This is a genomic window from Clostridium sp. (genome assembly GCF_036642255.1).
Taxonomy (GTDB): Bacteria; Bacillota; Clostridia; order Clostridiales; family Clostridiaceae; genus Clostridium_J.
Genome location: NZ_JAVWDJ010000042.1, coordinates 1 through 15,251 on the forward strand (window position 1 = coordinate 1; position 15,251 = coordinate 15,251).

Sequence of the window (15,251 nt, forward strand, 5' to 3'; positions counted from 1 at the left end):
TTATTGTTGGGTTTTTGGCGTATTTGCAAGGTGTTTAAAAAAGTTTAGTCTATTGATTGACACAAGCATATGATGAAACTGGATTATTAAAACCTGTAAAGGTCCATTTATCCACAGGATATAGAATGTATTCTGCAGAACAGATACCAGTGATTCAAAAGCAATTCAATACTTTTATACTCTTTCTTTTGAAGTTCATTATTCTTTCCATAGAATAACTTTGAGGCTATAATTTTTTAAGTTTAAAAATATTAAATTGATTTTAATAGGAGAATGCTTAAATGTAATATTAAAATTTGCGTTAATCAAGAGGATGATTTATTATCACCATCTAAGTTGATTATTGTAAATATTGCGACTATTATATGAAAATGTCATAGGCGCAGTTTATAAGAATTTCTATAAACGAAATAATTTATATTGAATATTTACTATAAATAAATAGGAAAAAAATCTCTACCAGATTTGGTAGAGACTTAGTTATAATTTAAATACCTTGTTTTGCAGATGTAACTGTTATCTCTACTACCCTAGATAAAAACGAGAATTTTTCTTTCATCATATCAAATTCTGGACCAGATGTTAGATAATTTGCAGTTCCTTCAACTACAAAGCCTGTTCCCTGATAGTCTTTGTAGCCTAATACTTCTTTACTACCTAAAGCAAGTTTAATTTTATTATTTGCATTTACATTTTTTTCTGTCTTACGAAATCCATATGCAGGAATTAAAATCCTTTCATCATCCGTAACTTTTAAATAAGAATTCCAAGTGTTCGCGATATGTGGTTCAGTTGTGGCTCCCCATGATACTACTGTAACTACACCTTCATTTTTTAACACGTCATAAAATTTTTCTGTAAGCATACTGCATTTCCTCCTAATTATTAAATAATATTCATTAGAACTAGATATTATATACAATAGCTTAAGCTATATACAAAAAAACTATACAATATAATAGCAATCGTGGGTGGTAGATAGGTATCGAAAAGGATTTACAACTTTCTATAGAAAATAGTATAAAAAGAAAAGAGGTGAGTTTTAGTGAGAGTTTAGTGCTTGTTATACACTCTCTCATTAAAGATAAATTATGTTACACAAAGAGGATATAATTAAAATACTTAGGGATATGAATTTGTGTTATTGAATTAGTTAGTGAAGATAGAGATATCGTAGACGCTAAAAGAATAATTGAAAGTTGTTTAGCCTGTAATTAGTATGTTTATTATCAAGTGACGTAAACTAAAAGTTACTTGAATTTGTAAATTATGGTGAATTATACTAATAAATAAGGGTATATAAATTTATGTAGCAAATTAATTTTGATGATAGAGAGGATACAAAATGAAAAAGAATGCAACTCTGCTTTTTACAAGGATTCTTTATGTGTTATTTGCTATTGGAACTATAATTACGCTTTTTATTGTTTATAAAGATATAGACAAAAGAATTGCTTTTAGATTCATTATTGGTTATATGTTTTTTACTTTCTTTATGCTTTTATATGTTCCCTTCATTACTTTCTTTAATTTAAGAAAGTTTAAATGGAGTGATATAAGGAAAAGGCTATTTACGTTTATTGCTTTATTTATTTTATATGGTGCTTCAAATTACGGTCTTAATTACTTTTTCAGACCTTCAAACTTAGATTTATTAAAATCATTTTCTAGTGCTTTGGGGTTAGCCTTTGGTATTACTTTTATTGATGTTACATTTTTAGAAAAATAAAAAAGACTAAAATGTAGATTGTCAAATAAAATTGGAAAGAACCCAATTTTATTTGACAATTTACAAATGTTTAGTTCCTTGCACAATCTATAAACCTTTTTATGATTAATTATAAGGTCATAATTTTTTCTAAGATGATAAGTTATCTTTCTGTATCCATAGTTACTGGCATCCACATCAATTGACTCCAAAATAAACTCTTTAATCTGATCATCACATATCTTTTTATCTTTCTTTGTTACACAGTATCCTTTAGGCGTTCCTTACGTAGGTTTCTTTTTTTTGCCTTCTACACTTAGGTTGTAGTAATAAGTTTAACGACCTTTAAAACAAAAACTACGTTATATCATGCTTAATGTAAAAGGAGTTGTCCAAGATAGTTTACGGGCTTAACAGTGACAAAGTGAATTTACCTCTTTTCTCGCTGTCTATTGATCCTCCTTTTTTACGGTGGGCGGGGCGGAGTCCATTTTGGTGCGCCCTTGAACTACTCATGTGAATTGATATAAAAAGCGAAAAATAAAGTTAATTATGAGATTAGGTAGTGGCTTGAAATATAAACCAGCCATCCTTGATTGAAAACTGGAATACACCGCCATGCTTTTCCACGATATGAGCCATGCTTTTTGTGCCAAAGCCATGCCCCTGTTCTTTTGATACAGGCAGGCCTTGATGAAATATCGGTTCTGTGTGATAGCTGTTGCGAATGTCAATGCACAGCTTGTTATTCTTGGAATACACACGCAGCTTGATATAGCGTTTATTGCTTTCAGCTATATTTTCACAAGCTTGTATGGCGTTTTCTAAAGCGTTTGACAAGAGCGAACAAAGCTCGGTGTCGCTGAAGGGAAGGGAGTCAGGGAGCTTCGCATCTATGGTCAACAGGATTCCCGATTGTTTTGCTTTGGCGGTAAAGGCGGACAAAATAAGATTGACGGTTTCGTTTTCGCAAAAGCGTATGGGTGTGATGGCGTCCATGTCGGACAGGGCATTCTGTAGATACTCCTTGATTTCCTCTATTTGTTCCTTGGATGCCAAACTCTGTAAAAGGGCAAAATGGTGGCGCATGTCGTGTCTATAGGCTGCGGCATTCTGTTGCATCTGTCGCAGAGAAGCAAATTCTGTTTGTGCCAGCCTAAACTGCGTATCCAGCATATCCAGCTCTCTTTGAATCCTTGCCTGTTTTTGAGTTTCAGCATAGTAAAAGAGGACAAACACAAAATAGAATGCTGATGTCACGAAGGGCATGAACTGCACAGCCGCACGTGATCCACTGTACATAAAATCGGTGTAAACGGTGGCACCATAGTCGAAGAGATAGTAAAAAGCCGGCATGGCGCCAAACAGCAGGCAGGATTTAATTGAGCGTTCCATAAGATGTCGAACAGATTTCACCACATATTTTTGCAGTAAATAGTACATAAGAAACACAGTGAGGATATAGCTGGCATGGTTTATGGAAGCACTGGCAAAAGCTCCACCTAAAACAGTACCAATCCAACGGGGTGGTTGGCAGCACAGGAAGGAGACAAACATACTTGTTAGTGAAATCAGCCAAGAGCGCTTAAAGAATAGTACGATAAAAATAACAATTGGTAAATGAGAAAGTAGTGGATATATTTTTATCGTCATATCCATACCAAAGGTCAGTAAGCAGATAACTTGCAAAATAAATAAAGTGACGGTAATGCACCAAAGATATAAATAATTCTTTCGTGTGCCTGTCATTCCGGAGAAAGTGAACGCAACCGTAGCACCGAATAATATGGAAGTAAAGTAGCGAGAGAATTCAATGACAGTTGCTATCATTTTTTGATTCCTCCTTATAATGGCATAAGTATAAATAATCATGAAATAAGGTATTCTTTAGCACCTGTATATTGAGCTTATCCATTACCTTACTCCCCCTCCATTTGATAATTCAGATACTGCTGCTTAAATTCTCGTACTTTGCCCTGTGCAATAGGAACAGAAGAAAGTGTATGTAAAGTCACTTGGCGATTATCAATGGTATCCACATACTGCATATTCACAATATAGGAGCGGTGGGTTTTGATAAAACACCCATATTTCAGAAGAGTATCGCAGACAGCTGAAAAGGGCTCCGTACATTCGATTACCTTGCCTGACAGTAGATGATACAAAACATTTCTGCCAATGACTTCTGCAAAAACTAAATTGGAGATTAATATTTTTTGAATTCCCTCATTACTTTTTACGATAACTGCATCATCATTTTTTTCTGCTTTTATCTGCTCCAGCATCTCATCAAAGGTGAAGAAAAGTTTCTCTTTCGATATAGGCTTTAATACATAGTTAATTGCTTTTACTGAATAGCTTTCTAAAGCAAACTCAGGAGAGGATGTAAAAAATAAAATCGGTGCGGTTTTATCAAAAGTACGGAGATCTTTTGCAACGTCAATGCCAGTAAAGCCCGGCATAATGATATCTAGACAGTATATATCAAACCGCTTTCCTTTTTCTAATGCCGAAAGTAGATTAAATCCGTTTGTAAATGCGGCGTATTCGAAGTTTAGATGTTTTGATGCTTGGTATAGGTTTATGAGCTGTACCATATTGGATAGCTCGTCAATATTGTCATCACAAATTGCAATCTTTAGCATAAGCATTCCTCCATTTCCCCAACATAAGTTTAACATAAAAATTGGAAATTCGAAACTATGATTCATGCAGAAAAAACCATGATTCATGCAGCGGACATTTTTAAAAGGAAAAGTCTTATATATTGAAAGTAGGAGAGCAAGAGGATCTATTTTCCGTACATGCAACAATATTTAAGGAGGAACTATACTTTGAAAAAGAGCTTACGAGCATACTAATCACTTTGTGCATGATATTGACTCTGATACCGACTATGGCGCTGCGGATACACTTGAGGTGAATGTACTGTCATACCCTGTGAAAACCTCCTACAAGGTTGGCGAGGGCTTTGACAGCACCGGATTTAAAATGGTGTATAACGATTATAATAACGTTGGAAAAATAACGGACAACTCTGCTAACTTTGGGTTTTACACCTCGGATGGTTTAAGTTGACTCAAGGACTGCCATTCCAGACTGCCGGAACAAAGATAATTGAAATAAAAGGAGATATTGGAAATGGCCTGACAACACTTGTGGCAAGATATTTTATCACTGTCACTGATGGTTCCCGTAAGTGACGTTACTAGCCAGCACTGTCATTGCCGTGCGAAGCAAATAGTAGAAATAGAAAAATAGACAGATAGGTAAAATTGTGGTCTGTCTGTCCTTTACTAAATAAACAAGGAGGATTTTATTATGCTACCAACTCTCATCGCAATCATTGCGATTGTTGCTGTAATTGCTTTATGGGCAATTTCTACACAGCGTAAACTTGTGATACTTGATGAGAACATCAGCAATGCCATGAGCCAAATCGGGGTACAGCTATCAAGCCGTTTTGATGCTCTGTCAGCTCTTTTGGACTTGACAAAAGGCTATGCCAAACATGAAAGCGAAACACTGATTGAAACAATCAAATCAAGAAGAAGTGTGATTACGGCAAAGTCCACACCAAATGATGTTCTAAGACAGGAAGGGGTTATTTCCGAAGCATTGGGCAGGATTTCAATGGTAATGGAGCAATACCCAGAATTAAAGGTGAATGAAAATTATATCAAAACCATGGATGCAGTAGATGCCTATGAAAATATGGTGCGTACCAGTCGCCTGATTTATAACGACAGTGTTACAAAGCTTAACCGTGAAATAAGAATGTTCCCAGTATCTATAATTGCTGGTATGTTAGGCTTCCGTCAAAGAGAATACCTTGAGGAGCAGAAAGCTACATTCCAATGAATTTACCTAATTATATGACAATTAGTGAATTAAAGGTGTCTGACCAAAATGGGTGCTACAATACCGTTGAGGATTGGAACATAGATTGGAGCTTTGAAGAAATTGTAATAAATTTAAAAATTAACAAAAACGTAGATAATTTATGAAAGATATATTTAAGTATAAGTGGCTTTATGGTTTATTATTTTTATACTTTAAACCACATATAAAAAAGATATCAAATAGGAATAGAAACGATGATGCAACTTTTTTATTTGGGTACCTAAAAGTTGTTAAGTTAATGGTACAACCGGCTAATTTATTAAACTAGCCGTTTTTTTTAGTATGAAAAAGTTTATTCTTAGGAAGGGGGATATTATCATGAAGGTTATGTATGTTGGGGGCTACGATGAGTTAGCACAATCATTTATTGAAAGAATGAATAAAGAAGGACATGATGTTTATTTACTGTCTGATAACAAGTTTTCAGGAAAGTTTTCTAAGGTTTTAAAATACAAGTACTATAAATTATCGGGAAGAACTAATATGACAGAAATAGTTTTTTCCTCTGTTTTACCTGAAGTTGTTGTGTTTGCAGGTATTAACTATATGAATGTTCTTCGTAGTGGAAGCAAAGAAAAGTATCTTATTACGTTAGATGATATTTTAGAACAATGTGCAAAGTATAAGGTTAAAAAGTTTATTTATCTTTCTTCACATGAAGTATATGGACACCAGTTTGGAATCATATCTGAAGAGAATAAAGTTATGCCTGATACTAGTAAAGGACGTATATGTGCTGAGGGAGAGTACATGACATCCTTGTATAAGGAAAAATATGGATTCCAAAGCATGGTTCTTAGAGGTACAGAGGTTTACAGTGAAAATTGTAGCGATAAAGGTAAGGATTTTTTAAGTAGCTTAATTAGAGATTTAAAATTGCAATCAAAAATTAATATTGAAGAAGATGAATTTTTACAACCAATACATGTTTCTGATTATGTAGATGCTATAAAACGTGTAATGGAATCAGGTGATGATGGAATTTATAATGTTTCAGGAGATTTTACAATTTCTAAAGGAGAATTACTACATTTATTATGTGAAAGCTTTAACATAGAAGCAGATATAAAGTCAGAAGCTAATGCTAAAGTGAGAAATATCAGCAATGAGAATATCCATAAAAAATTGGAGTGGACAGATTTTAGAAATTTGAAAAACTTGATTAAGGAAAAGAAAATTGTTTATGCAGAAGACAAAATTAAAGTTTCTAATAAAGAAAATAAAAAGCTGCCTCCAGCAATTAGAAGGACTATAGAAAATATTATAGTATTTATTATATTTTTCTTACTATATTATTTTAGTAATTCTCATACGTTATTTTCAAAGGTTCATTGGCTTTTGATATATGTAGTGCTTATATCTTTATTCATAGGCATCCGTCAAAGTGCATTATCTGTTATTTTAGCTAGTTGTGGTTATTTATTTATGCAAGATGTTAGTATATTTGAAATGACTAATTTTTACTCTTATGGGGAAGCAGTTCTTATGATTGTGGAATTTGTGTTTTTTGGTATTTGTACTAGTTATACTTCAGATATGCTAAAAGAAAATCTTCAAGAAAGTCAGAGAAATTTAAAATTGCTAAACTCTGAATATGAAGAATTAAAAGAAATTAATAAGGAAAATGTAGCTATAAAGATGGAATATGAAAAGAGAATCTTAGATTCAAAGTCAGGGTTACCTAAATTGTATTCAGTTGTGAATAAGCTAATGGTTCTTCAGCCAGAGCGTATATTTATGGAAATTCTTAATGTTATATCAGAAATGATTAATACTAAAACAGTGGCAGTTTATAAGGTAAACGGAAATAGCCCTTATTTAAGACTGGTAAATGCTTTAAATGAAGAGTCAATAATAAGTGGTAAGTCATGGAATTTGGAGAATTACCCTAAAATTAAGGGGGCTATACAAAAGGGAGAATTATATCATGGCAATGTATTGAATAAAGAACCAGCAGCAGTAGTACCAATTTATTATGAAGGAAAATCTATAGCAGTTATTTTGATTAAGGCTTTAGAGTTTGAAAGCCAAACTTTGCATCATGTTAATCTTCTTAGAACCTTAACTTTATTAATTACAGAATCAGTTGTACGTGCAATTGAATATGAAAATTATACACGGGGACAAAGATGTGTTAAAAATACAGAGATACTAAACAGTAAGGAATTTAAAGGAATTGTTTTATTGGCACAGGAGAAAAAGGATAAGCAACTTGCAGAATACTGCATTATTAAGTTGGATAACTTTACAGCGGTACAGGACATATATGAAAGGGCATTAGTCTGTGTTAGAATGACGGATTACTTTGGAATAGATGAGGAGGAAGTAGTATATGTATTACTTAATAATACCTCAGAGGAAGATTGCGAAATTGTTTTAAAAAGGCTAGAAGAAAAAGGGGTTAAGGCAGAGCTAGTTAGGAATTATGAAGGTATAGGTGAATAGTATGGATAAATTAATATTGATATTACTTCTTATAAATCTAATGATTTCTGTCCTTTGGTTTATATTAAAACTTAAAAAGAAACAAGTTCCCTGGATAGCACTATTTTTTATTTGTCTTCCGGGGTTAGGATATTTAATTTATTATGTTCCAAGAATATTAGGGAAAATTATTTATGATAACAAATATGATAGAGAATCCCTTGTAAAAAGATTTGATATTGAAAAATCACAAGAAAGACCCTACTTAGAGGAAGCCTTGAATGTTGTACCTATTGAAGATGCCATGGCAATAAGTAATAATACAGAAAAAAGGACACTTTTATTAAATCAGCTTAAGAATGATATGTTTAATAATTATAGAGCGTTACTTGCAGCAGAAAATGATGAGGATTCTGAATCAGCTCACTATATAGCAGCTGCAAAAATGGAAGTGTATCGTATGCACCAGCAAAGGTGGAATGAAGTGCTTAGAAGATATGAAAAGGATTATAACTCTATAGAGGTTTTTCATGAGGTTATGGAAATACTTGAAAAGCTTATTGAAAGTGAAGTGCTTTCACTTAAAGAGAAAAAGTTATACAAGAAAAAATACTGTGAAATTTTAGAAAATCAAATGGAAAGCAATGAAGAAATTATAAAAACAGAAGAATTTAAAGCTTATCTTACTTATTTAATAGAAGAAAAATCCTATGAAAAAGCTGAGAAGTTTTGGAATGATAACCATAAGGCAGCTAAGTGTGAAGAAAGTTATATGATGGTGCTTAAAATGTATTTTGACTGTAATGATAAAGAAAAATTTTATAGATGTATTAATAAGCTAGAAGAAGATAAATTAGTTAGACTTTCAAGAGATGGACTTGAAAAGTTAAGATATTGGATTTCAAAGGGGGAAGAGGATGTTATCAGTTAAGAGGCTGCTATATGTAGTTCTTCTTGTTATAACTGTAAGTAGTGTGTTTATGATTTATAACATCAATGAGGGAAAAACAAAAAAAATTCAAATTTACAATAAATCTGTAGAAGAAGAGCCTTTAAGTAAAGAAATAAAAATAAACAAAGAAAATGAACCTAAATTTCTTATTACGGGAAGTAAAACTAAAGAAATTTATAGAGATATATATACAAATGTAGGTTTTATAATGTCTGATTTGAAGCTCTCCTATGAGGAAAAAAACAAGATAGAAACTAAAGACTTAAGTGAAAATACTGTTCTAATATTTTGTGATGACGTAGTTAGTAAATATATAGACTTAAAGACCTTAGGAGAATTTATTATTCATGGTGGAAAAGTAATTTTTGCTGGGGGATTAGTAGAGGGAAATGAAGAAGCTTATCTATATCCTTTTTTAGGTATTAAAGAAAAAACTATTAAAGAAAACTATAACAAACTTAGTTTTGTAAAAGAATTTTTCCCAATTCAGTATGAAGAGATGAATTATGATGGATATAACGCTTCAACATGGCTATCTGTAAGAAGTGATGCAGAAGTTTATGTAGAGGATGCCAAGAAGAAGGTACCAGTTTTATACAGTTATCCCTATGAAAGAGGAAAATCCTTTGTAATTAATGGAACCTTCTTGGCAGATATAAATTGCGCTGGAATATTAACAGGAGCTATTGGAGCTATAATGGATGACTTCATATATCCCGCAATTGGAAGTACAAGTGTGTTTTTGGATAACTTCCCCATGGTAACTTATATTAATGACAAAACATGCATGAAGTTATATGGCAGAACTACTGAGGCTTTTGTTAGGGATACTGTGTGGCCAGTTTTTCTTGGAATTTCCTTAAGGCAAAATATTCCTTATACTTCCTCAGTATTAATTGAATCTTCCAAAGATAAAAGTTTTCCAGTTATTAATGATAGTTTGTTTAGTACAATAGGTAAATCAGCACTTCAGTACGAGGGAGAGCTTGTTTATGGGTCAAACTGTGAAGATGAAAACAAAGTTTTCTTAAATAAAAACTTTTTAGAAAGCTTTAATGAAGTTTTTCCAAGATATGACGTTAATGGACTAGTAATGATGTCTGATAAACTAAGTGAGAATATCATAAATATACCTGGTGTAAAAATAAAAAACGTAAGAGGAAACTTAGGTTCTAGTCAAAGTAATAAAAGATTTAATAGTAGTTCTTCCTACAGTGTACTTCCAGCAGCCACCTTTGGAAACACACTAGAAGAAGGAAATCTTCTTGAGATTGCCTCGGTTATAGCTTCTTATGGAATGATATCTCATGTTTTTGATATTAATACTCTAATAGCAGAAGATGAAAATACCCCCTCTTGGGATAGATATAAAAAACAAATTGGGTTGTTTGAAGAAAAGGTATTAATTCCAGCTTCTTATCTAGAGGGAAGAACTCTTTCACAGATGAGGAGTAAAGTTAAGAGTTATGTAAATATGGAGTATGGGTGGAGAAAAGAAGGAAATCACATTGAAATAGACTGTAGTAAATTTATAAAGGGACAGACTTTTTTCTATAAGACAAATTATGAAATTGAAAGTGCAGAGGGACTTTCTTTTGAAAAAATTGATAATGGGTATTATTTGTTAAAACTATCAAGTGAGCACGGAGTTATAAAGTTGAAAGAGAGGTAATGCTATGCGTATATGCATTATATGTGAAGGCTGTTATCCATATGTACCAGGAGGAGTTTCTAGCTGGATACAGATGCTTTGTAATCATTTTTCAGATGTAGAATTTGTTATTTGGGCTATAGCAACTAATAAAAAAGAAATGTCAGAGTACAAATATAAAATTCCAGACAATGTGAAGGATATTTCTACCATTTATCTTGGTGAGGAGGAATTTTCTCATAAGTATAAAAAGGTTTCTTTAACAATTGATGAAAAGGAAACTTTAAAGAATCTTGTTATTGGAGTGGCAAATGAAATAGATTGGGAAAAAACTTTAAAATTTATGAAAAGGCATAGAATGTACTTATCAGATATTCTTATGAGTGAAGCTTTCTATGAAATTTGTCTTGAGGAATATGAAAGACAGCAATCAAAAAAGATATTTCAACAATTTCTTTGGAATATTCGTGGTATGTATTTTCCTCTTATGCATATTTTATCCGAGGATATACCTAAGGCAGATATTTATCATTGCGTATCTACAGGATATGCAGGAATACTTGGAAGTTGTGCCTCTTATATAAGACAGAAGCCACTACTTTTATCAGAACATGGAATTTATACCCGTGAGAGGGAAGAAGATATCATTCGTTCTAATTGGGTAGAGGGAGATTTTAAAGAGATATGGATTGAGTTTTTTAAAAAACTTTCCTATATTGCATACAATCAAGCAACTAATGTAACTAGTTTATTTGGAGTAAATAAAATGTTACAGATAGAGCTTGGATGTCCAGCGGAGAAAATTTGCATCATTCCTAATGGAGTAAATCCTGAAGATTTCTCAAACTTAAAAGCTTCTAATAGGCTAGACAAAAATAAATTTAATTTAGCAGCTGTACTTCGTGTAGTACCAATTAAAGATGTGAAAACAATGATTCTAGCTTTTGATGTTGTGAAGGAAAATGTGCCAGAAGCTAAACTATACCTTATGGGAAACTGCGAAGAGAATCCAGAGTATTATGAGGAATGCAGAAAGATGATTGAAGACTTAAATATTGATGATATTGAGTTCTTAGGTCAGGTGAATGTTAAAGAGTATCTTAAAGAGATTGATCTTCTCCTTTTATCTAGTATAAGCGAAGGGCAGCCCCTTGCTATTTTGGAAGGTATGGCTGCGGGGATACCATTTATATCAACTAATGTTGGAGATTGCAAGGGGCTTTTAGCAGGTGAAGAGGGAGATAACCTTGGGAGAGCTGGAATAATTACCCCTGTAATGAATAGTGAAGCTATGGCAGAAGCAATTATATATTGCATAAAACATCCAAAGGAAAGAAAAAGAATGGGTCTTGTTGGACAAAAAAGAGTAGAAACTCACTATAGAAAGGACGCATTTCTTAAAGAATATAGTAAGCTGTATGAAAAATTAGGAGGTGGACATAAGTGGCAGGGATAGGATTTGAACTTAGAAAAATATATGGAAGAAAAACACTAGCATCTAGTGTATGGGGAAGTATTTATGCAACCATGACAACTATTGGACCTTCAGTGTTATTTGCAATACTTTTATTAACCTTAAAGTTCTTCATGGATGATTTTGAAATTCAAGAGATAAGGAGTATGTTCTTTATTTCTTCTTTTACCTATATTTTTTTAGTTGCTGTATTAGTAGCTTCTTTATTTAACACTATATTATCTAGATATATTTCTGACTGTATTTTTGTGAAAAAAGAAGATGATATTTGTGCATCTATGTTTGGTGTTCTTGCCATGGGAAGTGTTGTATCAGGGCTAATTATTTTTGCATTTTGTTTAGGAATGTATTTCAATGATAGAATCCCAATTAGATTTTTAATTGTATATTACTGGCTGGGAATTCTTGCCACAAACACCTATATTTTAATTAATTATGTATCAGCTTTAAAAGAATACAAGGAAGTAACCATAAGTTATTTAATAAGTTTAGTTGTAGCAATTCCAACATTTCTATTATTATATAAAATCTTCAATGTAGAAATTGTGTTTGCTGCTTATATAGCACTATCAATTGGATTTTTTCTTGCCAATATTGTGCTTGTATATTGCTGTGTAAAAGCTTTTGGTAAGCCAAGTGATAACTATTTTTCTTTTTTATCATACTTCAAGAGATTTCCTAAGCTATTTTTAAGTGGGTTTTCATATATGTTAGGTTTTTATATTTCAACTATAATCTACTGGCTTTTTGCTGATATGAGTACCCAGGTAAGTATTTTTAGAACAGCTCCTGAGTATGATATGGCGATGTTTATGGCAATTGTTGTAAATATGCCTGCTTTAGTTATATTTGTAGTAAAAGTTGAAACAGAGTTTTTTGAAAAATATGTAGCTTACCTTTCAGCTCTAAACCATGGTGCTTATTACCTTATTGAAAAAGAAAGAGAGAATATGATTAATATTATAAGGCTGCAACTTTTTTATGTGTATGAAGTTCAACTAATTGTAACAGTTGTTCTTATTTGCCTTGTCAATGTGTTTTTCCCTTATTTAGGCATAAGTTCTCAATCCCTTAATATGTTTATGATTTTAAGTATGGGGCTTTATTGTACGTTCTGTATGTATTTTACAGTTATTTTCCTTTACTACTTTGAAGATCATACCTTTGCAGCTATAGGGCCTGTTATTTTCTTAGTTTTAACAACAGTATTATCACTGATTTGTTCTGTTATTGGGAAGCCATTTTACACACTTCCTCTATTAATTGGAGGAATTATTGGTTGGGTTATTACTTATATTTTATTAAAGAAAAGATTAAAAAGTTTAAATATGTTTCTTTTATGCAAATAAACACAAAATCAATGGAGGTTAAAAAGTGTGAATAAGTGGGAAAAAAGTAATAATAGAATACTAGGGATAATTGTATTAGTTGCAGTAATTTTATTTGGAGCTTTATACTTTAATAATTTAACCCCGAAGGAAGAAGGAATTAAAACTCAAAATACAAGCCTTGATGAATGGAATATTGATAATAGTGCTATGAATGGAACTCCCATTAAAGAAGATAAGAGTATTTATTCTAGTGGGCCAAATGTAAATATACATGATGTTTATATTAGTGTTTTTCCAACGAAGACAAAAGAAGGAGAAATCATTGATTTTTCTGCCTTTGGAATGCATTCATCAAGGGATCATTCTTATAATCCAGAGCTTAATTGTAATGTTCAGATTTTAAAAGAAGGAGAAACTTTAGATCCGCTCACAGGCATAGATAGTAAAAATGCAATAATTCGTGTTCGTGGTAATTCCTCAAGGGGAGATACTTATAAAAGCTACAAAGTTAAGCTAGATGATGAGGGTGAAAGCTTTTTTGGGCAAAGGAATCTTAATATTAATAAGCATTCAGAGGATATTACAAAGATTGCAACAAAACTTCAGACAGATATATTAACTTCAGTTCCTAATATTATAAGCTATAGAACTTATTTTATGCGGGTATGGATTAGAGATACATCTCTTCCAAAGGATAAGCAAGAGTTTAAGTATTATGGTTTCTTTACGGAAATTGAACAACCTAATAAAACTTATTTAGAAGCTAGGGGCTTAAGTAGTAATGCATCATTGTATAAAGCTAGAGATTTTAGTTTTCAAATAAGTGAGGTTTTAAAAGATGTGGATGATCCAAATTACAATGAAGAAGGCTTTGAGACTGTACTTACTATTAGGGAAGCAAATAGTCATAAAAAGTTATTAGAGTTGTTAGAAGCTGTTAATGATGAAAGTAGGGATTTTAAAGAAGTATTTAATAAGTATTTTAATGAAGATAACTATTTAACATGGCTAGCCTTTAATCTACTCATGGGGAATAACGACATCATTAATCATAACTTTATTATTTATAACCCAGATAATTCTAACACATGGTATTTTGTACCTTGGGACTTTGATGGCACCCTTCGCTTTGGTGAACATGAAAGTATTTTAATGAAATTACCACCATCATTAAAGGGAATCCAAAAGTTAAATCAATCAGTATTGCATAGACGTTATTTTAGGTTAGAAGGAAGTATAGAAAAAATTAAAGATAAAATGGATAAACTTTTAGAAGACTATGTTACTGAAGAAAAGGTTACTGGGCTAGTAAATAGCTATAAACCAGTTTTAGAAAAAACTATTACCCAGCAGCCAGATATAGGGCTTTTAGATGAAATGAATCCTAAAGAGTACTCTCAGTATTTAGATAAACTATATGATGGTATTTTAAGCAATTATGAAGCTTTTAATGAAGCTATAAAATACCCATCACCAATGTATGTTGCACAGCCAAAGCAAGATGGAGACTCAGTTGTTTTAAGCTGGGAATCAGCGTATTCTTATCAAGGACTACCTGTAACCTATAATGTGCAAATATTTACTGATTATAATATGAAGAATAAAGTTCAAGAAGAAAAAAACATTGCTGAAACAAAATATACCTTAAATAGTAATTTATCACCGGGAACATATTATCTAAGGGTAACAGCTGTAGATAATAAGGGACATGAACAGCTTAGCATGGAAAGATTTGAAACTATGATTACAGATGTTAGAGGCTACAACGTGAATGGTGTTTTAGAAATTAAGATTGAGTAGGTGGGGTA

At 32.1% G+C, this 15,251-nt stretch carries 12 protein-coding genes, 2 pseudogenes and 1 riboswitch; of the genes and pseudogenes, 10 read left to right on the forward strand and 4 right to left on the reverse strand.

The features are described 5' to 3' along the window. Positions 1-56: 56 nt before the first annotated feature. Positions 57-146: pseudogene (locus tag RR409_RS16840) on the forward strand (MerR family transcriptional regulator); the annotation flags it as partial. Positions 147-487: 341 nt separating this feature from the next. On the opposite strand, the gene RR409_RS16845 reads toward RR409_RS16840, so the two are convergent. Next, complete coding sequence (locus RR409_RS16845) at positions 488-865, reverse strand: pyridoxamine 5'-phosphate oxidase family protein (RefSeq protein WP_332558935.1); 378 nt, start codon at positions 863-865, stop codon at positions 488-490. 480 nt (positions 866-1,345) lie between these two features. On the opposite strand from RR409_RS16845, the gene RR409_RS16850 reads away from it, so the two are divergent. After that, positions 1,346-1,729 (forward strand): hypothetical protein, encoded by a 384-nt coding sequence (locus RR409_RS16850; protein WP_332558936.1) that lies wholly within the window; start codon positions 1,346-1,348, stop codon positions 1,727-1,729. A gap of 65 nt (positions 1,730-1,794) precedes the next feature. Here RR409_RS16850 and RR409_RS16855 read toward each other — a convergent pair. From RR409_RS16855 to RR409_RS16865, 3 genes and pseudogenes are all read right to left on the reverse strand, one after another. Next, positions 1,795-1,950 (reverse strand): annotated as a pseudogene (locus RR409_RS16855) (transposase); the annotation flags it as partial. A gap of 316 nt (positions 1,951-2,266) precedes the next feature. After that, positions 2,267-3,538 (reverse strand): GHKL domain-containing protein, encoded by a 1,272-nt coding sequence (locus tag RR409_RS16860; protein WP_332558937.1) that lies wholly within the window; start codon positions 3,536-3,538, stop codon positions 2,267-2,269. Positions 3,539-3,627: 89 nt separating this feature from the next. Continuing rightward, on the reverse strand, positions 3,628-4,353 hold the full coding sequence (locus RR409_RS16865) for a LytTR family DNA-binding domain-containing protein (protein WP_332558938.1): 726 nt from the start codon (positions 4,351-4,353) through the stop codon (positions 3,628-3,630). A gap of 676 nt (positions 4,354-5,029) precedes the next feature. Here RR409_RS16865 and RR409_RS16870 point away from each other — a divergent pair. The 8 genes from RR409_RS16870 to RR409_RS16905 all read left to right on the forward strand — a co-directional run bounded on the left by RR409_RS16870 (position 5,030) and on the right by RR409_RS16905 (position 15,243). Further along, the gene (locus RR409_RS16870) at positions 5,030-5,569 is read left to right on the forward strand and encodes a LemA family protein (protein WP_332558939.1); all 540 of its coding nucleotides are present in this window, start codon (positions 5,030-5,032) and stop codon (positions 5,567-5,569) included. Next, on the forward strand, positions 5,566-5,715 hold the full coding sequence (locus RR409_RS16875; protein WP_332558940.1) for a hypothetical protein: 150 nt from the start codon (positions 5,566-5,568) through the stop codon (positions 5,713-5,715). Before RR409_RS16870 ends, RR409_RS16875 begins: the two co-directional genes overlap by 4 nt. Before the next feature lie 74 nt (positions 5,716-5,789). Then, positions 5,790-5,873, forward strand: a riboswitch (cyclic di-GMP riboswitch). Positions 5,874-5,929: 56 nt separating this feature from the next. Next, positions 5,930-8,056 (forward strand): NAD(P)-dependent oxidoreductase, encoded by a 2,127-nt coding sequence (locus RR409_RS16880; protein ID WP_332558941.1) that lies wholly within the window; start codon positions 5,930-5,932, stop codon positions 8,054-8,056. Between the two features lies 1 nt (position 8,057). Further along, entirely contained in the window at positions 8,058-8,966 is a 909-nt protein-coding gene (locus RR409_RS16885) for a hypothetical protein (protein ID WP_332558942.1), read from the forward strand. Then, positions 8,953-10,659, forward strand: a complete 1,707-nt coding sequence (locus RR409_RS16890) for a DUF2194 domain-containing protein (RefSeq protein WP_332558943.1) — start codon at positions 8,953-8,955, stop codon at positions 10,657-10,659. Before RR409_RS16885 ends, RR409_RS16890 begins: the two co-directional genes overlap by 14 nt. Positions 10,660-10,663: 4 nt before the next feature. Beyond that, on the forward strand, positions 10,664-12,094 hold the full coding sequence (gene pelF / locus RR409_RS16895) for a GT4 family glycosyltransferase PelF (RefSeq protein ID WP_332558944.1): 1,431 nt from the start codon (positions 10,664-10,666) through the stop codon (positions 12,092-12,094). Then, positions 12,082-13,461, forward strand: coding sequence for an exopolysaccharide Pel transporter PelG (pelG, locus tag RR409_RS16900; RefSeq protein WP_332558945.1), 1,380 nt, complete (start codon positions 12,082-12,084; stop codon positions 13,459-13,461). Before pelF ends, pelG begins: the two co-directional genes overlap by 13 nt. A gap of 27 nt (positions 13,462-13,488) precedes the next feature. After that, a complete protein-coding gene (locus tag RR409_RS16905) occupies positions 13,489-15,243 on the forward strand; it encodes a CotH kinase family protein (RefSeq protein WP_332558946.1) in 1,755 nt (584 codons plus the stop codon). Positions 15,244-15,251: the final 8 nt, after the last annotated feature.